An 18819-nucleotide genomic window follows, 5' to 3' on the forward strand; every position below is an offset into this window, starting at 1 on the left:
TGAAAGAGCCTTGGAGCAAGGCTGGATATTCATAGCACAGGAATGGGCGGGTGCGGTTTCCAGATCGGGAACAGGGCGCGGCGCTAAGCGCCTGGGAAGCCGGGCTGGCCGCGAGATTCGGAAATTAGGGGCTGCCAGCCATGGGCTGGCACTACTGGGGCCGGCATTCCGCCAGGCATGGCTCGGCGCTACCAAAGCACAAAAAGCCCCGGCCTAGGCCGGGGCTTTTCATGCAACTGGTGCCGGAAACAGGAGTCGAACCTGCGACCTACGCATTACGAATGCGCCGCTCTACCAACTGAGCTATTCCGGCGGAGCCCGCGATTTTACGGGCTGGGCGCCCCGGCGGTCAATCCACCCGGCTCAGCCCGCCTCCACCCGGTTCCCGCACGCCCGCCCGGCCACGAAATCCCGCAGATTCCCCAGCGTGATCGCCGAGATCTCCTGCAGCGCCTCCACAGTGAAGAAGCCCTGATGTCCGGTCACCAGCACATTGGGGAAGGTCATCAGCCGCTGGAAGGCCTCATCGTCAATGATCTCGCCGGACAGGTCCTGGAAGAACAGCGCGCTCTCCTGCTCGTACACGTCGATGGCCAGATGCCCCAGCCGGCGCGACTTCAGCGCGCGGATCACCGCATGGGTGTCGACCAGTGCGCCGCGTGAGGTATTGACCAGCATCGCGCCGGGCTTCATCCGCGCCAGCGAGGCGTCGTTGATCAGGTGCTGGGTTTCGGGCGTCAAAGGGCAATGCAGCGAGACGATGTCGGCACGCGACAGCAGTTCATCCCGTTCAACCATGTCGCCCACACCCTCAAAGCCCGACGATGGATACGGATCATGCCCCAGCACGGTGCAGCCCATGCCCTTGAAGATACGCGCGGTGGCCAGGCCTATCTTGCCGGCACCGACGATGCCGACCGTGCGGCCATGCAAGGTGCGCCCGAGCAGGCCATCGAGCATGAAGTTGCCCTCGCGCACGCGGTTGTAGGCACGATGGGTCTGGCGGTTGAGGGTCATCACCAGCGCCAGTGCATGCTCGGCCACCGCTTCGGGGGAATAGGCCGGCACACGCGCGACGAACAGGTCCAGCGCTTTCGCCTCCCCCAGATCCACATTGTTGAAGCCCGCACAGCGCAGCAGCACGGCCCGCACACCCAACGTGTGCAGCGCGCGCAGCACCTGCGCATCAAGTCGATCGTTGACGAACACGCAGACCGCGGTGCAATCCTGCGCCAGCGCGGCCGTATGCACATCCAGCGCAGCATCGAAATAGACGAACGCAAAGCCCTTTCCAGCGGCATCGCGCTGGTTGGCCTCCTCAAGGAAACGACGATCATAGGGGCGGGCGCTGAAGACGGCGATCTGCATGGACGGGCCTGGGTGGAATGGCATACCGACCATACCGCAGCAGCACCCGCGTTGGGATGGCACCGGCGATGCCGTCATCGCCGGTGCCGGGCGTCACTTAGAACTTGTAGCCCAGACCCAGCATCACGCCGTTCTGGATCTGCCCATCACGGCGCTCGCCAACGTAGTCGGCCATGATCGACAGGCGCTCGCTGGCGCGACTGGTCACACCCAGGTTCCAGGCCAGCACCTGCTCGCCCACGGCCTGGCTGCTGGCGCCAAACACCAGATCCGGCGCAGCCGCGAAGCCAGTGCTGTAGCGGGCCTGCGAATCGCCCAGTTCCTTCTGCCAGACCACCCGCGCGCGCGGCGTGATGCGCTCGCCGTTGTTGCCTTCAAAGGTCTTGAACAGCTGCAGGCCGGCGCCGACGCGGATGCTCTCCAGGCTGCCGCTGCGGCCCACCAGCGCACCCGCGCCCTGCCCTTCATTGAAGCGGGTGGCCGAGGTACGCGCGTAGTCCACCACCGGCAGCAGCGGCTGGATCACCAGGCCGTTGCCGGTGGTGAACGAAAACGCGTGTTCGACACGCGCGGAGATCGCATCGTTGCTGTATTTCGCACGCAGGGGCTGCTGCAGGCCATCGATACCACCGATGCTGCGACGGGTGTCATGGCGCAGGTCGGTGTAGCGCACCGCTGCCGACAGGTAGCCGCGCGAGTACGTCGCATCCAGGTAACCGCCCACGTCCAGCGCACGCACGTCACCGCTGAACCCGGAGCCATCACTGGCCTTGGTCGACATGTCCGCCGCTGCCACGCTGACGCCCAGGGTGACGCGGTCATCGGCCACGCGGGTATCGGCACCGATCACGATACCGCCGACATTGTGGCTCAGGCCGGCCACGCCGCCGTCGGCATCAATGCGGCCATGGCTGGCAAAACCGCGCGCCCACAGCCCACGGCTGTGCCCTGCCTCGTTGCCGCCAGCACCGCCGCCGGCCGGCTCGACCAGATGCATGGCCAGCTGGTTGAACAGGCTGCCATGGCGCATGCCCGGCTGCGACGAAACCGACTGCGCGGCCTGCGAAGCCAGCCCGTCTGCATCACCGCCACTGCGCATCGCCGCCTGGTGCTGTTGCACGACGTTGCCGATGCTGCCGATCAGTGCATTGTCGGCCAGTCGCAGGCTGGCGTGCGCGTCACCACGCAGGACACCGGCCTGCTGCGCGATCACATCACGGTCGGCGAACTGCAGCGCGCCGAGCAGCGACTTCAGGCCGCTGTCCTGGCGGGCGGAGGCGGTCGCCAGCGCGCGGCCCAGCCCGTCGCCGGAGGTGGCGTTGGTGAACAGGCCCAGCTGATCGAAGCCGGGGTTTGCCGTCAGCCACAGGCCGTCGGCGGTCTGCTTCACGTTGAAGCTCAGCAGCGAGTTGTGGCGCGGACGGAACACGTCGCCAGCGGTGATGCTGGCGCTGTAGCCGGTGTCCCCCAGGCGCACGACGTCTTCGAAGCCACCTTGGTAGATCGGGCCCTGCACCAGGTCACGGCGGAAGTCCTGGCCGTAGTAGCCCTGCGCCACATTCAGTTCGAGGAAGGCGCCCTTGGCGATCACCAGCGCGCCATCGGTCGGTTCGTCATCGAAGAACGTGCCCACGCGCAGTCGGCCCGTGGCCGCGCCGCCGTTCTCGGTGACGTCGAACAACAGCTTGCCGCCCGGCATGATGTTGACGTAGCCATGGGTGACCAGATCACCGCCGCGCGGCATCAGCGTGCCAAACACGCGCAGGCGGTTGAAGCCATCCTCGCGCCAGGAGGGGCCGGAACCGCTGCCCAGTGCATCAAGATCCATCGCGGTGCCGGCCACGTCGCCATGGCCGACCAGCGTGCCGGCGCCCAGCACGCGCACTTCCGACGCACGCAGCGCGCCGCCTTCCAGTGCGATGGTGCCGTTGTCGACCAGCATGAAGTCGGCGCCGGTGGTGGCGGCCGTGCGCCAGGTGGCACCGTTGGTCACGCGGATCACGCCCATGGCGTTGTCGAGCGTGGATACGTCCAGGTCAGCCAGGCGCAACTTGGACAGCAGCAGCGCCTGGATGCCCGGATCGTTGAGGTAGTCCTGCACCGAATCCGGGCCGATGCCCTGCGGACCCTTGCTGGAGGCGTTGTAGATGCTCTGCGCCAGGTTGATGTAAGTAGACTGCCAGTTGGTGTTCCAGCGCGCGAAATCATCATCGACGAAGGTCTGCAGCTGGCGACCGGTGCGCAGGTAAGCGGGGTTGATGTCGCCGCTCACGTTGGCCGTGACGTTGAGGGTGTCACCCGGATCGCGGTAACCGTTCGCGGTGATGATCTTGTTGCTGTAGATGTCCTGGCCGGGGAACGACTCCAGCTTGCTGCCGCTGCCATCGGGATCGAAGGTGACCGAGGGGCCCGTGCCGCGTGCCGGATCGCGGAACACCAGCAGGCCGTTCGGCTGCACCACCTCGTACATCGCCTTCTGCAGCAGGCCGGCATCCATGCCACCACCGTAGTTGCCGGTATAGATCTGGGTCATGCGTGGCGACGGCGTGTAGATCACCTTGCCGCCATTGCTGGCCGCGTGGATCTGCACCGAGTCGACGATCGGCAGGTCGCCGGCCAGATAACGCTCGACGCCACCAGACTGCATGATCGAGCAGGATGAAATGCAGTGACCGGACACGATGGTGTTCAGTCCGGAGGTACGGATGATGCCCTGCAGCCACTCGCCGGCGATCAACGCACCACCATTGGACGTGCGCAGCACCACCTCACGGATCGGCCGGCCCTCGGCCTGCGCCTTGGCCAGCAACGCGGGCAGCGACACAACGTCGGCATAGGTGACGCCGCCGCTCAGGAAGATGCGGTCACCCTGCACGTGATAACTCATTGCCATGACGTCATCAGCTGCCGCGATGGCGCCAACGCCGATCAGCCCGGCCAGGGCCAGGCTCAACTTCGAATGCTTCATACGTTCTCTCTCTCCACCCGCAACACGCGGGTAAAGAGTCAAACGTCGGAGTACCGCAAACTCCCCCAGCCTGCCCGGCCAATAAACATGAACGCATTCATAATGAAACGCGCAGTACTACACACTCTTCCCCATCCGGTCATCGTCGCGTAAAACTCGATGACGCATCCGCCAATGTCTGTCGAGGCCAGCCCTGTCCGCCCCGTCCCCCCTGATCCATCACGCGCCGGAGCCGCCCGTGCCTGCGGACGCTTTCATCGCGTTCGTGCGCGAAGAACGGGCACCGTTGTGCGCGTTCCTGCGCACGCGGGGCGTCGGGCCGGAGGATGCAGAGGACATCGCCCAGGACTGCATGGAACGGCTGATCCGTTATCGTGCGCACGGCCCCGACGAACTGCGCCTGCTGCTGTATCGTATCGCCCGCAATCGCCTGGCGGATCGCGGTCGCTCGCCACAATCGCGACCGCATCTGTCACTGGCCGAGCACGATGGCAGCGACGAGCCCACCAGCTCGTCACCGGATCCATTGCGCCAGGCCGAGTCGGGGCAGATGCTGTCCCTGCTGCGGCAGGCCCTCTTCAAACTGCCCGAGCGCGCGCGCGAGGTGTACCTGCTCAACCGGATCACCGGCATGAGCTATACACAGATCGCGCGGCACTGTGGAATTACAGCCAAGACCGTGGAAAAACACATCGCCCGTGCCCTGCAGGGGCTGCGCCAGGAGTTGGGACCGGATCCACTGCACAATGACAGGGATACGGAATGAACAGCCACCGGCACATGGAAGACGCCTCGCTGTTCGAGCGCGCCAGCAGCTGGGTGGCGCGGCTGGAAGCCCCGGACTGCACGCCGGCCGAGCGCGAGTCGTTCGAGGACTGGCTGGCCGAAGACCCTGACCATGTCAAAGCCTGGGTGCAGGCCGAGAACCTGTTCCAGCAGGGTGAGGGCCTGGCAGCGGACCCCTGGCTGCGCACCGCTGCAGCACGCGCGGCACGCGCGCCCCGACGCCGCTGGCTGCCTGCGCTCGGCGCCGCCGCCGGCATCTGCCTGGCTGTCGGCATGGGCTGGATGGTGGCTGTGGATGGCAACCCCACACCCCAGCGCTATGCCAATGACAGCCAACTGCCGCGACAACTGACGCTGGCCGATGGCAGCGTGGCCACGCTGGATGCCGGCACCACGCTGCGTGCCCGTTTCGGCTGGCGCCATCGCGAGCTGGAGCTTGAACGCGGACGTCTGCAATTGCAGGTCGCGCCGTCGAACAAGGCACTGCAGCTGCACGCCGGCGACAGTACGATCCGCGACATCGGCACCACCTTCCAGGTCGAACGCCTGCACGATGGCCTGGTCGAAGTCGCGCTGCTGGAGGGTGCGGTGGAAGTCAGCAACGGCGCAGCCCAGCACACACTGGCGCCCGGTCAGCAACTGCAGGTGCTGCCGTCCGGGCGCATCCAGCCAGGGCCGGCACTGTCGTCCACGGCGGCGGCCGAAGGCTGGCTGCATGGGCAGCTGATCTTCGACGCCACGCCTCTGTCGATCGTGGTCGAACGCATGAACCGCTATGGCCGCACGCCGCTGGTGATCGCCGATCCGGAGATCGCAGACCTGGCCGTGAGCGGCACCTTCCGCGCAGGCGATGCACAGGAGTTGCTGTCGGCGCTGGAACTGGGCTGGTCCGTCGCTGGCCAGACGCGTCCGGATGGCGCGCTGGAACTGCGCCGCACGTACTGAGGAGACCGGCAGTGAAGGCAGGTCCGGATGCGCTGCAGTGGGGGCTGCTCCGCGCCCTGCTATGCCTTGCGCTGGGTGTTGCCGCACTACCGATGGCCGATGCCAGCGAGCCCGCGGGCACGCTGGAGATCGACGTGGGCGCCGGCCCGCTGTTACCGGCTTTGCAGCGGTGGGCCCGGCAGAGTGGCACCGCCCTGCTGTTCGACGCACGTGAACTGGATGATCTGCGCACCGATGGCACCCGTGGCCAGCGCGATACCGCGGCCTCCCTGAAGCAGCTGGTTGCCGGCCTGCCCGTGAGCATCCTGCGCACGTCTTCGGGTGCCTTTGTCGTGCGGCGGGTCCATCCCGAAACTCTGGCCAAGCCGCCGCACGGGGTCGCAGCCGCGCGCGTCCCGCGCCCGGCCGCCAAGCCCACCGACACGCCACACCAGGTGGAACTGGCGACCATCCACGTCACCGGCAGCCGGCTGCCGCGTACCTCGGTGCAGACCACGCTGCCAGTCACCACCATCGATCGCGACGACATCCTGCGCAGTGGCTACGGCAATCTGTTCGATCTGCTACGCCACCTGCCCGGCATGAACGGCCATCCCGCCATGAGTACCTCGCGCGGCGGCGACTCGCAGTACCTGCCGGTCGGTGCTGCTGCCACCACCAGCTTCGACGGCATGGGACCGCGTGCCACCCTGTTCCTCGTCAATGGCCGGCGCCTGCCACGCTATCCGATGGTGTCGCTGGAACAGGGCGGGCTCACCGACCTCGGTGGCATTCCGCTCAGTTTCGTCGACCGCATCGAACTGGTACGCGGCGGTGCCTCGGCCATCTATGGGGCCGATGCCATGTCCGGCGTGGTCAACATCATCCTGCGCGACCAGGCCGATGGGCCCGAAGCCATGCTGCAGACCGGCCTGAGCAGCCGCGGTGATGCCGGCCAGTACCGCCTGCAGGCCGCTACGGGCGGCGTGCGTGCCAACGGAGACCGCTGGTTTGCCGGCGTCGATCTGCACCGTGTCGAGCATGTCGCCGGCGACCAGCGTGACTGGCATGCGGAAACCTCGCTGTATCCGATCGGCGCGATCTCCGGCAACTGGTACGTGCCCGCCCGGCGCTGCGAGCCGCCCCTGAAGCGGCGCGAGGATGGCTGCTGGTTCGACAGCGCGCGGCCGCGCTCGCTGCAACCCGCCTCGGACACTGCGTCGGCCTACCTGCACTACCGGCACGAACGTGGTGAGGGACGCTATGCCTATGTCGAGGCGCGGGCCAGTCACAACCGCCAGCGCTTCGACCTGGGCCCGACCGCCGTTGCGGTTGTCTCGCGGGGGATCACCTTCAACAGTGTCCTGCGCGAGGCCGGCAACGTGCGCCCCAGCGTCCGCGCCACCGATGCCGACCTCACCTTCGGCATCGGCCGTGACCAGGGCCGGCGCAGCTGGGAGGCGGGCATCAGTGCGCAGCGCAGCGAAGTCACCTTGTCCACTGCAGGCACAGTGCGCACGACGCGCCTGCTTGAAGCAACGCAGGCGCGCAGGTTCACTCCCGGTTTCGACGCACCTCCGGCGGCGGAGGCGGACACGCTGTTTCCGTCCATCCGCAACCACGGCAGCACCGCGCAATGGCAGGGCTGGTGGGGCGTGCAGCGTGAGCTGATGGCGATGCCCGGCGGCAATGCGCAGCTGGCCACCGGCATCGACCTGCGCCACGAACGCTGGACCTCGCGTCCGGACGCGCTGCTGAGCCAGGGCGACCTTGCGCTGGGCCTGCCGCAGCAGCAACGCCGCCTGTCGCGACAAAGCAGTGGCATCTACACCGAGCTGGGCCTGCCGCTGGCACCCACGCTGCGCGCCGACCTGGCTGCACGCTGGGACCGCGACGGCGGCTTCATGGCATTCTCGCCACGCGCCGGACTGCGCTGGAGCCCGACGCCGCACTGGTCGTTCCTGCTGGCCAGCGGGCGCGGCTACCGTGCGCCGAGCCTGTTCGAGCAACGGCGGCCTCCCGGCTACTTCGGGTCGATCACGCTTCCGGTTTCCAGTGCGCTCCCGGAGTGTGCAATGGCCACGCGCGGTGGCGGCTGCAGCGTCACCGCCAACGTGGTGGAGAACGATGCACTGAAGGCCGAGCGATCACGCAGCCATTCGCTGGCGGCCACGTGGACGCCCAACGACACGTTCTCGCTATCGCTGACCCACAACATCGTGGAACTGCGCAACGAGATCCTCGCCTTGCAGCCGAGCGACGCGGTGTGGAATCGCAGCACCTGGGAACTGGATGAAGACGGCCACCTGAGCAGCCTGCGCCTGTCGTTCGACAACATCGGCCGCACCACGTCCCGCAACTGGGTCCTGCGTGGCGAGTACCGCATCGATTCCGGCAGCAACGGCCAATGGCTGTTCTCGCTCGATGCGCTGAAACAGCAGGAACTGCGTCGCCGCCGTGACCATGAGGCTGCCGTGGACCTGCGCGGCCACGTGACACCCGAACTGGCTGCGGTGCTGAACGTGCAATGGCAGAACAGCAACTGGGACATCGCCCTGCGCGGCAACCAGGTCGGGCGCACCCGCGCCTGGCTGCCGGGGGCCGAGTGCCCACAGGATCAGGTCGACCGGAACCACTGCATGAATCCACGCCAGCTGCGCTGGAACCTGCACCTGGCACGCCGCCTCGGCCCACGCATCGTCGCAGCACTGGACGTGCACAATGTGCTTGATGCTCAACCGGTGAACTATCTGGTCGGCAATGGCGGCCAGATGCCCGGGCTGGACGACCCGCTCGGTCGCTACTACCTGCTTACCCTGCAGTTCCGCTGACAGGGCGCAAGGACAGTCGGCACTCGCCCCGCGCCTGCTGCACACATCACGCACGGTGTGGCCCCGGCAGACAACAGAAAAAGGGGACGGAGGGGATTAAGTCGCATATGCCTTGATGCTGCATACGACTTAATCCCCTCCGTCCCCTTTTTGCTATTTCACCGAGCGCGCGATGGCGTACTGCGCGGCGTAGTACGTGGACAGCACCAGCAGGCTGGCCAGTGGCAGGCCACCGGCGAAGCGGTCCCAGGCCAACAGTGAATCGCTGGCGACGAACAGCACGGCACCGGCAGCGGCCCAGCGGGCACTGGCTGCCTCCATGGCGTCAGGCTGCGGGCGGCGCCACTGCCGTGCCAGGGCCAGCACCGCCATCGAGGCCAGCACCACCACATAGGCCAGTACCGGAATGCGCATCGGCGCCGGCAGGTGCGGCCACAGGCCCATCACGTTGAGCACGGCGAATGCGCCCAGCAGTACGACGGCAGCGAGCAGCCCACGCCCGGCACGCAGGCCATCGCGGAAGGCGACGATGTAGCAGAGGTGCGCCAACAGGAACGCGACCAGCCCCGGCACGAACGCGTCCATCGGCAGCATCAGCGCGATGTCGCCCACGCACGACAGCAGCATGCCGGCCAGCACCGCTCGCCGATAGAACGGTTGCGCGGGATCGTGCACGCGCCAGGCGATGGCAGCGATCAACAGCGTGGTAGCCGGCTTGGCCAGCCAGTGCAGCCAGCGTCCGTCACCCTGCAGGTAGGCACCGACGATGGCGAGGACCGCCATCAGCAGGATCACGCCATCGCGGGCACGCGGTTTCATCGCGCCTTCCACAGGTCCGCCAGGCGGTCAGGCTTGCCGGCGATGCGCTCCAGCACCGGGTACTGCAGGCCACCGTGGTAGGCGATGCTCATCGTTTCGATGCGATCGAACTGCTTCACCAGCAACACGATCGGCGCCTTGTCCTTCGCCGCGCCGGCGACGGCGTCCTTCAAGCGCTGGCTGCTGTATTCACGGCCGCCAACCGCGATCACCTTCATGCCCGGTGCAAGACCGGCGTTGAACGCCGGACTGTCCCAGATCACGTCACCGACCGTGCCGTTGTCGAGCACGGTCGCACCCAGCGAGTACGCCAGCAACGCGGCCTTGGCGCGCTTTTCCTGCGCCTTGTAGGCGTCGTTCGGGGTATCGCGGTAAACCAGCTTCCAGCCCGCCAGTTCCAGGCCGCCGGTCAACGAACCATGTCCGTCCAGGCGCCCGCGCAGGAACGTCGCCCAGTCGTACGGCGCGATGCCGTTCAAGGTCGCGACCACATCATCGAAGGTGTACGGGTTGACGTCCCAATCGCCATTACCGACCCCGAAGAAGGCGCGTGCGAAGTCGTCCAGGCTGCGGCGATTGCCGCTCAGTTCGCGCAGCTTGCCCTCCACTTCCAGCCACAGCATCTGGCCGCCGGAGTAGTAGTCCTCGCTCATCTGGTAGTTGCGGTAGGGCAACGTGCGGCGCTGGGCGATGGTCGGGTCGTTGGTGGTGTCCTGCAGCGGCCGCCAGGCCAGGCCCGGGCGACCACGGTCATAGGTCGCGGCCACGTTGGCCAGCATGTCGCGCGCCTGCGCGGTCGACCACAGGCCCGACCGCGCGGCCAGCACCTGGCCCCAGAACTGGGTCTGGCCCTCGTACACCCACAGCAGGCTGTCGCCCATCGGCACGTTGAAGTTGGCGGTGGCCAGATCGGCGCCGCGACGGTACTTCCCGTTCCACGAATGGGTGTACTCATGCGGCAGCAGGTCGCGCATCCACGCGTTGCTGTCCCACTCGGTGAAGTAACCCGGGTCGGCGCTGTTCTCGCTGGAGCGGTGATGCTCCAGGCCGATGCCACCGAGGCGGTCGGTCAACGCCAGCAGGAACTCGTAGTGGTTGTAGTGGCGCGCACCATAGAGCTTGTCGGCCTGCTGCACCAGCGCGCGGTGCATGGTGATCTGCGCCTCGCTCGGCTTCAGCGACTTGGCGTCGTCGGCAAACACATTGAGGTGCACCGGCACCTTCGCGCCCGGATCGAGATCGATGCGCTGGTAGTGCTCGCCGGCGAACAACGGCGAATCGACCAGATGGTCATACGAGATCGGCTTGAAGACGACGGTATCGCCATCGCGTCGCGCGGTTTCAAGCGCAGTGGCGAACGACCAGCCCTTGGGCAGGGTCACGCTGGCCTGCGCCTGCAGCTGGCGAGCGTCGACACCGGCCGGATACAGCGAGTTGGCGTTCCACTGCAGGTTGAGCATTTCCGGGGTCATCACCACCCGGCCCTGGCTGCCGCCCTGCGAGGACAGGAAATCGAAGTGGGCGACGATCTCGCTCACGCCCTCGGGCACGTTCACCTTGAACGCATAGACGTTGAACTGGTCACGCTGCCAGGCCAGCGGCTTGCCGTTGGCCGTCACGCGCAGGCCGGCCAGCTTGTCGATCGGGCCGGTGGGCGAATGGTTGCCGGGAATCCACTGCGGGTACAGCAGGGTGACCGGGCCGGGCTTGACCGGCACGGTGGCGGTCACCTTGAAGATGCGACGGGCCAGATCGCGCGCGTCGACATCGATGCGCAGCAGGCCGGGAGCCGCCGCGTTCGCCGGTGGCGAGGTCTGCGCAAGTGCAGGCGTGGCCGCCAGCGCGAACAGCAACGACATCGCCAAGGCTCGGGTCTTCATCGGGCAACTTCCAACAACGGAGAATCTTCCGATGCTAGGCCCGTAAAGTGCCCCGCCCCATGGCCAAAGGTCATGGGCGCGCGCCCATCCGTGCATGCCCAGAAGCGTGCGAACCAAGGTTCGCACCCACCTTGTGCTGGTTTGCAGCCACCTTGTGCTGGTTCGCACCCACCAGAGCAGTTTCAGTAGATCCACGCCATGCGTGGATGAGGCGCTTCCCGGTCAGTCGACCAGGCGCAGGCGCAGTTCCTTCGGCAGCGCGAACACCATCGATTCCGGTTCGCCGTCCAGCTCGCCCACGCCGCTGGCGCCCAGCTCGGCCAGGCGCGCCAGCACGCCATCGACCAGCACCTGCGGCGCCGAGGCACCGGCGGTCACGCCGATATGCTGCTTGCCTGCCACCCACGCCGGGTCGATCTCGTGCGCGCCGTCGATCAGGTACGACTCCACGCCTTCACGACGGGCCAGCTCGCTCAAACGGTTGGAGTTCGAGCTGTTCGGCGAACCGACCACCAGCACCAGGTCGCAGCGCTTGGCGAGGTCGCGCACGGCGTCCTGGCGGTTCTGCGTGGCGTAGCAGATGTCGTCGTTCTTCGGGCCCTGCATCGCCGGGAAACGCTCGCGCAATGCATCGATGATGCCGCGCGTGTCGTCCACCGACAGCGTGGTCTGGGTGGTGTAGGCGAAGTTTTCCGGCTGGTTGATGTGCAGCGTGGCAACCTGCTCGACATCCTCGACCAGATAGATCTGGCCGGTGCCGGCTTCGCGGTTCCACTGGCCCATGGTGCCCTCCACTTCCGGGTGACCGGCGTGGCCGATCAGCACCACGTCACGGCCGGCACGGCAGTGGCGGGCAACCTCGAAGTGGACCTTGGTCACCAGTGGGCAGGTGGCATCGAACACTTTCAGGCCACGACGCTCGGCTTCCTGGCGCACGGCCTGAGACACGCCATGCGCGCTGAAGATCACCGTGTTGTTGTCCGGCACTTCGTCGAGTTCTTCGACGAAGATCGCGCCGCGCTGCTTCAGGTCATCGACCACGAAGCGGTTGTGCACCACTTCATGGCGGACGTAGATGGGCGCGCCCAGCGTTTCGATCGCGCGCTTGACGATCTCGATCGCACGATCGACACCGGCACAGAAACCACGCGGGTTGGCGAGCAGCACATCCATCAGTTCAATCTCCCGGCAGCGGCCGGCTTACGGTTTCGGATTGGCATTATCCGCCTTTTTGGCGGACTTGCCGTCGAACAGGCCAAACAGGGCGATGCCGATGGCACCCACCACGATGGCCGAATCGGCGATGTTGAACGAAGGCCAGGTGTAGCTGCCCACGTACCACTGGATGAAATCGACCACATGGCCATGCACCTGGCGGTCGATCACGTTGCCGATCGCGCCGCCGATGATCAGCGCGTACGGCACCGCCGCCTTCCAGTTGCCGCGCGCAGTGCTACGCAGCCACCAGGCCATCAGGCCGCTGATGGCGATCGCGAGCGCCGTGAAGAAGTACTTCTGCCAGCCACCGGCGTCGCTCAGGAAACTGAACGCGGCACCGGTGTTGTAGGTGCGGTACCAGTTCCAGAAGCCGTCGATGACCACCACCGGCTGGAACTCCGGCAGGCTCGACAACACCCAGGCCTTGGACCACTGGTCCAGGCCGATGATGGCGGCCGACAGCAGCAGCCAGACCAGGGCGTTCGGATGCGGACGTGCGGCGCTCATCAGAACCAGCTCCGCAGTTCGCCGGCACCGGTGATGTTGCTCACGCAGCGGCCGCACAGTTCCGGATGGTCGGCGTTGCTGCCGACGTCGGCGCGGTGGTGCCAGCAGCGCACGCACTTGGCCTTGGTGGTCGGCTGGGCGCTGACGAACACCTCGTCGGTGGTCGCCGGGCGCACCTGCACGTCGCCACTGATGAACAGGAAACGCAGTTCATCGGCCAGCGGCTGCCAGCGCGCGGCCTGCTCTTCGCTGGCGGCGATGGTGATTTCCGCTTCCAGCGCAGCACCGATCGCGCCGTTGGCACGCATCGGTTCCAGCACCTTGGCCACCTGCTCGCGCACGGCCAGCAGCTGGTCGAAGTCGGCGGCGCTGAGCTGGGCATCGGCCGGCAGCGGCGCCAGGCCGTCGTACCAGGTGGTGAACAACACGTGTCCGGCATGCTCGCCCGGCAGGTAGCCCCACAGCTCGTCGGCGGTGAAGGTCAGGATCGGCGCCACCCAGCGGGTGAACGCTTCGGCGATGTGGTACATCGCGCTCTGTGCCGAACGGCGACCGTGCGAATCGGTCGGCATCGTGTACAGGCGGTCCTTGGTCACGTCCAGGTACAGCGAGCCCAGGTCCACGCTGCAGAAGTTCAGCAGCAGCTGCACGATCTCGGCCATGTTGTAGCCGTCGTAGGCCGCCTTGATCTTCTCCTGCAGCTCCCACGCGCGATGCACGATCCAGCGGTCCAGCGCGACCATCTGGTCGAGCGGTTGCAGGTGCTGGGCCGGATCGAAACCGTCCAGGTTGCCGAGCAGGAAGCGTGCGGTGTTGCGCAGGCGACGGTAGGCGTCGGCGTTGCGCTTGAGGATCTCCTGCGACAGCGACATCTCGTTGCTGTAGTCGGCCGAGGCGATCCACAGGCGCAGGATGTCCGCGCCCAGCTTGTTCATGATGTCCTGCGGCTCGATGCCGTTGCCCAGCGACTTGGACATCTTGCGGCCGTGCTCGTCCACGGTGAAGCCGTGGGTCAGGCACTGCTTGTACGGCGCGCGCTTGTCGATCGCCACGCCGGTCAGCAGCGAGGACTGGAACCAGCCGCGGTGCTGGTCGGAACCTTCCAGGTACAGGTCGGCCGGCTTGCCGAAGCCACGCGCGGCAAGCACGCCTTCATGGGTCACGCCCGAGTCGAACCAGACGTCGAGGATGTCGGTGACCTTCTCGTAATCGGCCGCTTCGGCGCCCAGCAGTTCGGCGGCATCCAGCGAGTACCACACGTCGATGCCCTCGGCCTCGACGCGGTCGGCAACCTGCTGCATCAGCTCCACCGAACGCGGATGGATCTCGCCGGTCTGGCGATGGGTGAACAGGGCGATCGGCACACCCCAGGTGCGCTGGCGCGAGATGGTCCAGTCCGGGCGACCGTCGACCATGCTCTGGATGCGCGCCTTGCCCCAGGTCGGGAACCAGCCGACGGTGTCGATGGCGGCCAGCGCATCGTTGCGCAGGTTGGCCTTGTCCATCGAGATGAACCACTGCGGGGTGGCGCGGAACACCACCGGCGTCTTGTGGCGCCAGCAGTGCGGGTAGCTGTGGCGGATCGGGTGGAAGGCCAGCAGCGAACCGTTGTCGCGCAGCACGCCGACGATGGCCTCCTGCGCCTTCCACAGGTGCTGGCCAGCCAGCACCACGTCACCGGCCGGCGGGGTCGATTCCAGGTACACGCCACGGCCGTCGATCGGGGTCACCTGGCCAGCGTTGTACTTGTCCAGCAGGCCGTACTTCTGGCTGACCACGAAGTCTTCCTGGCCGTGGCCGGGGGCGGTGTGCACCGCACCGGTACCGTCCTCGTCGGAGACGTGGTCGCCGTTGAGCACCAGGATCTCGCGCTCCGGGTAGAACGGGTGCGCCAGCAGCTGGTTCTCCAGCGCGGCACCGGTGGTTTCACCGTGCAGCACCACGTTTTCGACGCCATAGCGCTGCAGCGCGCGCTCGGCCAGCGCCGCGGCCAGCACCAGCCAACGGCGCTTGCCGTTGTGCGCCGGGCCTTCGGCCAGCACGTAGTTGATCTCCGCGCCCAGCGACACCGCCAGCGAAGCCGGCAGCGTCCACGGGGTGGTGGTCCAGATCGGCACGGCCACTTCCACATCAGCCGGCACGCTCACACCGAACGCCTGGCCGATGGCCTGCGCATCGCGCGCGGCGTAGGCCACGTCGATCGCCGGCGATTCCTTTTCCTGGTACTCGATCTCGGCCTCCGCCAGCGCCGAGCCACAGTCGAAGCACCAGTACACCGGCTTGGCGCCACGCACCAGGTGGCCATTGGCCACGACCTTGGCCAGCGCACGGATCTCGTTGGCTTCGAAGTCGAAGCTCAGGGTCTTGTACGGGTTGTCCCAGTCGCCGGTCACGCCCAGGCGCTTGAAGTCCACGCGCTGGATGTTGATCTGCTCTTCGGCGAACTCGCGGCACTTCTGGCGGAATTCGACGGCGTCGAGCTTGGTGCCGACCTTGCCCCACTTCTTCTCGACCGCGATTTCGATCGGCAGGCCATGGCAGTCCCAGCCCGGCACGTAGGGCGCGTCGAAGCCGGCCAGGTAGCGCGACTTGACGATGATGTCCTTCAGGATCTTGTTGACCGCGTGGCCCAGGTGGATGCGGCCGTTGGCGTACGGCGGGCCATCATGCAGCACGAACAGCGGGCGGCCGGCGGCGTTGTCGCGCAGCTGCTGGTAGAGCCCCTGCTCTTCCCACCGCGCCAGAATGCCCGGCTCGCGCTTGGGCAGGTCGCCGCGCATCGGGAATTCGGTGGCTGGCAGGTTCAGGGTGGTCTTGTAGTCCTGGCTCACGCAGTGGCTCGCAATCTATGTTCGGAAAGGATGGCGCGCGCCTGTTCGGCATCGCGGTGCATCTGGTCGGTCAGTGCCGCCAGATCATTGAATTTCTCTTCGTCGCGCAGCTTGGCGACGAACTCCACGTCGATGTGGCGCCCGTACAGGTCGCCCTGGAAATCGAACAGATGGGCTTCCAGCAACGGCTCCACGCCGTCCACGGTCGGCCGCGTACCGAAGCTGGACACCGAAGGCCAGGGCTGGTCGAACACGCCGTGCACCCAGGTTGCGTAGATGCCCGACAGTGCCGGGGTCTTCGGGAAGCGCAGGTTGGCAGTGGGGAAGCCCAGCGTACGACCGAGCTGGCGGCCGCGCACCACCCGCCCGCTGATCGCGTAGGGACGGCCGAGCAGGTCGCCGGCACGGGCGAAATCGCCGTCCTGCAGCAGCTGGCGGATGCGGGTGCTGGAGATGCGCTCGCCGTGCAGATCCACCGCTTCGATCTCGCCAGCGCTGAAGCCCAGCTCGGCGCCCAGCTTCTGCAGCAGGGCCAGATCGCCACGGCGGCGGTTGCCGAAGCAGAACTCCGGGCCGATCCAGACCTCACGCGCACCCAGGCGCTTGACCAGCAACTGGCGCACGAAGGTCTCGGCCGGCATCGCCGCCATCGCCGCGTCGAAACGCAGCAGGCCGACCGCATCGACGCCGAGCTCGCGCAGGATCTCGACCTTGCTGCGCGCCAGGGTCAGCCGCGGCGGCGGCGTGCCCTGGGCGAAGAATTCACGCGGCAGCGGCTCGAATGCCACGGCCACGGCGGCCACGCCCAAGGCGCGCGCGCGGGCAACCGCATGGCGCACCAGCGCACGATGGCCCAGATGGAGGCCGTCGAATGCGCCGATACAGACCACGCTTCCGTTGGGGAACAGCTCCCCGCCCTCGACGCTTCTGAACAGCCTGCTCATCAACTCTCGTTCCGGCCCGACCGGGGCCGCCGCTTCAATGGTGTAACCCTGAAGTATAGCCGCCACGGGCCGCGATCAATGCCCGCGCAGGTCGCGTGGGCGGAAGCCCATCGCCAGCATGGCCACCGCGTAGGTCGCGCCGCCGCCGCCGACCAGCAGCGCCAGGGCACCGATCCGCTCCCACACACTCATCGCGGAGAAGCCCGGCAGCCAGTGCAGCAGGGCCAGCAGCACGCCAACCATGGCCACGCAGGCCAGCACCAGGCGTACCAGATAGCCGCCCCAGCCCGGCCGGCGCTGGTAGACGTCGGTCTTGCCCAGCCAGTACCACAGCAGGCCCAGGTTCAGGTAACTGGACAGCGCGCTGGCAATGCCCAGCGCCAGGTGCAGGCCCGGCTGCTTGCCGATGGCAGCCATCACGCCCTGCGCTTTCAGCTCGTCCGGCACCATGACCTGGTACAGCACGGCCAGCAGGGCGAAGTTGAACACCATGTTGGCCACCAGCGCGGCCACGCCGGCACGGACCGGGGTCTTGGTGTCCTGGCGGGCATAGAACGCCGGCAGCACCACCTTCAGCAGGGCGAACGCCGGCAGGCCGAAGCTCAGGCCGTACACCGACAGCGCGGTCATGCGGGTATCGAAGGCACTGAACTGGCCGTGCTGGAAGATGGTCGCGATCAGCGGTTCGGCCAGCAGCAGCAGGCCCAACATGGCCGGCACCGAGATCAGCAGGGTCATGCGCAGGCCCCAGTCCAGCGAGCGCGAGAAACCCTCGCGGTCGGTACTGACGTGGTGGCGGGCCAGCGCCGGCAGGATCACCGTGCCCAGCGCCACGCCGAACACGCCCAGCGGCAGCTCCAGGAAGCGATCGGCCAGCGACAGCCAGGACTGCGAGCCGTCGGTCAGCTTGGCCGCGATCACCGTATCCAGCAGCAGGTTGATCTGCGCCACCGAGGAACCGAACAGGGTCGGCACCATCAGCGTCATCACCTTGCGCACGCCCGGATGGCTCCAGCCCCAGCGCGGCAGGGTCAGCAGGTTGATGCCCTTCAGCGACGGCAGCTGGAACAGCAGCTGCAGGATGCCGGCGGCGAGTACCGCCCAGCCCAGCGCCAGGATCTGCTTTTCCGGGGTGCCGCCCAGCCGCGGCGCCAGCCACAGCGCGCCGGCGATCATGCACAGGTTGAGGATGACCGGGGTCAGCGCCGGCATCGCGAAGCGCTGGAAGCTGTTGAGTGCGCCGCCGGCCAGTGCGGTCAGCGATACGAACAGCAGGAACGGGAAGGTCAGGCGGAACAGGTCGACCAGCAGGCCCTGCTTGACCGGATCGGTATCAACACCACTTGAGAAGACCGAGGCCAGCTGCGGCGCGAAGATCAGCGCCAGCGCGGTGACCAGCATCAGTACCCCGCCCAGGGTGCCGGCGGTCCGGGCCATCAGTTCGCGCAGCTCGGCGTGACTGCGGGTTTCCTTCACTTCCGTGAACACCGGCACGAAAGCGGTGGCGAAAGACCCTTCGGCGAACAACCGGCGCAGGAAATTGGGTACCCTGAAGGCGACCCAGAAAGCATCAGTGATGGCGTTGGTGCCGAACGTGGTGGTCACCACGAAGTCCCGGACAAGTCCGAGAACGCGCGAGACCATGGTCATGCTGCTGAACGACAGCAGGCCCCGCAACAACTTGGGTGAACTCACTCAGCGTCCCTCTTGACAATCGACTTGACGTGCATTTCTTACGCCATC

Annotated in this window: 12 protein-coding genes and 1 tRNA gene; 3 read left to right on the forward strand and 10 right to left on the reverse strand. The window is 66.9% G+C overall.

What is annotated here, in order from left to right; translation table 11 throughout:
* Positions 1 to 237 precede the first annotated feature (237 nt).
* The 3 genes from D5301_RS17120 to D5301_RS17130 form a co-directional block, all read right to left on the reverse strand.
* Positions 238 to 313, reverse strand: a tRNA-Thr gene (locus tag D5301_RS17120).
* 50 nt (positions 314 to 363) lie between these two features.
* Positions 364 to 1368, reverse strand: coding sequence for a 2-hydroxyacid dehydrogenase (locus D5301_RS17125; RefSeq protein ID WP_153856378.1), 1005 nt, complete (start codon positions 1366 to 1368; stop codon positions 364 to 366).
* A gap of 97 nt (positions 1369 to 1465) precedes the next feature.
* Complete coding sequence (locus D5301_RS17130; protein ID WP_153856379.1) at positions 1466 to 4336, reverse strand: autotransporter outer membrane beta-barrel domain-containing protein; 2871 nt, start codon at positions 4334 to 4336, stop codon at positions 1466 to 1468.
* A gap of 238 nt (positions 4337 to 4574) precedes the next feature.
* Between D5301_RS17130 and D5301_RS17135 the strand changes: the two genes are divergently transcribed.
* The 3 genes from D5301_RS17135 to D5301_RS17145 are packed head-to-tail and all read left to right on the forward strand — an operon-like array spanning position 4575 to position 8877.
* Entirely contained in the window at positions 4575 to 5102 is a 528-nt protein-coding gene (locus D5301_RS17135) for a sigma-70 family RNA polymerase sigma factor (RefSeq protein WP_110711610.1), read from the forward strand.
* Entirely contained in the window at positions 5099 to 6067 is a 969-nt protein-coding gene (locus D5301_RS17140) for a FecR domain-containing protein (RefSeq protein WP_153856381.1), read from the forward strand. The genes D5301_RS17135 and D5301_RS17140 overlap by 4 nt, the downstream gene beginning before the upstream one ends.
* Positions 6068 to 6078: 11 nt before the next feature.
* The gene (locus D5301_RS17145; protein WP_324187343.1) at positions 6079 to 8877 is read left to right on the forward strand and encodes a TonB-dependent receptor; all 2799 of its coding nucleotides are present in this window, start codon (positions 6079 to 6081) and stop codon (positions 8875 to 8877) included.
* 153 nt (positions 8878 to 9030) lie between these two features.
* Here D5301_RS17145 and D5301_RS17150 read toward each other — a convergent pair whose 3' ends face one another.
* The 7 genes from D5301_RS17150 to murJ all read right to left on the reverse strand — a co-directional run bounded on the left by D5301_RS17150 (position 9031) and on the right by murJ (position 18756).
* The gene (locus D5301_RS17150; protein WP_153856383.1) at positions 9031 to 9696 is read right to left on the reverse strand and encodes a lysoplasmalogenase; all 666 of its coding nucleotides are present in this window, start codon (positions 9694 to 9696) and stop codon (positions 9031 to 9033) included.
* Entirely contained in the window at positions 9693 to 11576 is a 1884-nt protein-coding gene (locus D5301_RS17155; protein ID WP_153856384.1) for a M61 family metallopeptidase, read from the reverse strand. The genes D5301_RS17150 and D5301_RS17155 overlap by 4 nt, the downstream gene beginning before the upstream one ends.
* Before the next feature lie 222 nt (positions 11577 to 11798).
* Positions 11799 to 12749, reverse strand: a complete 951-nt coding sequence (gene ispH, locus D5301_RS17160; protein ID WP_019337505.1) for a 4-hydroxy-3-methylbut-2-enyl diphosphate reductase — start codon at positions 12747 to 12749, stop codon at positions 11799 to 11801.
* Positions 12750 to 12776: 27 nt separating this feature from the next.
* Positions 12777 to 13301: a signal peptidase II gene (lspA, locus tag D5301_RS17165; protein ID WP_153856385.1), complete on the reverse strand. Its 525-nt coding sequence runs from the start codon at positions 13299 to 13301 to the stop codon at positions 12777 to 12779.
* Positions 13301 to 16132 carry an isoleucine--tRNA ligase gene (gene ileS, locus D5301_RS17170; RefSeq protein WP_180855542.1) on the reverse strand — a complete coding sequence of 944 codons (2832 nt, stop codon included), beginning with the start codon at positions 16130 to 16132 and terminating at the stop codon, positions 13301 to 13303. Before ileS ends, lspA begins: the two co-directional genes overlap by 1 nt.
* The gene (locus tag D5301_RS17175; protein ID WP_110711603.1) at positions 16129 to 17076 is read right to left on the reverse strand and encodes a bifunctional riboflavin kinase/FAD synthetase; all 948 of its coding nucleotides are present in this window, start codon (positions 17074 to 17076) and stop codon (positions 16129 to 16131) included. Before D5301_RS17175 ends, ileS begins: the two co-directional genes overlap by 4 nt.
* A gap of 75 nt (positions 17077 to 17151) precedes the next feature.
* Positions 17152 to 18756, reverse strand: a complete 1605-nt coding sequence (gene murJ, locus D5301_RS17180) for a murein biosynthesis integral membrane protein MurJ (protein WP_110711602.1) — start codon at positions 18754 to 18756, stop codon at positions 17152 to 17154.
* Positions 18757 to 18819: the final 63 nt, after the last annotated feature.

Origin of the sequence: Stenotrophomonas sp. MH181796 (assembly GCF_009659995.1) — a bacterium.
Classification (GTDB): Bacteria; Pseudomonadota; Gammaproteobacteria; order Xanthomonadales; family Xanthomonadaceae; genus Stenotrophomonas; species Stenotrophomonas riyadhensis.

What these genes read in the sequence shown, in the direction of transcription:
- D5301_RS17125 (WP_153856378.1), bottom strand. Translation starts at nt 1,368, where the DNA reads ATGCAGATCGCCGTCTTCAGCGCCCGCCCCTATGATCGTCGTTTCCTT.
- D5301_RS17130 (WP_153856379.1), bottom strand. Translation starts at nt 4,336, where the DNA reads ATGAAGCATTCGAAGTTGAGCCTGGCCCTGGCCGGGCTGATCGGCGTT.
- D5301_RS17140 (WP_153856381.1), top strand. Translation starts at nt 5,099, where the DNA reads ATGAACAGCCACCGGCACATGGAAGACGCCTCGCTGTTCGAGCGCGCC.
- D5301_RS17150 (WP_153856383.1), bottom strand. Translation starts at nt 9,696, where the DNA reads ATGAAACCGCGTGCCCGCGATGGCGTGATCCTGCTGATGGCGGTCCTC.
- D5301_RS17155 (WP_153856384.1), bottom strand. Translation starts at nt 11,576, where the DNA reads ATGAAGACCCGAGCCTTGGCGATGTCGTTGCTGTTCGCGCTGGCGGCC.
- ispH (WP_019337505.1), bottom strand. Translation starts at nt 12,749, where the DNA reads ATGGATGTGCTGCTCGCCAACCCGCGTGGTTTCTGTGCCGGTGTCGAT.
- lspA (WP_153856385.1), bottom strand. Translation starts at nt 13,301, where the DNA reads ATGAGCGCCGCACGTCCGCATCCGAACGCCCTGGTCTGGCTGCTGCTG.
- D5301_RS17175 (WP_110711603.1), bottom strand. Translation starts at nt 17,076, where the DNA reads ATGAGCAGGCTGTTCAGAAGCGTCGAGGGCGGGGAGCTGTTCCCCAAC.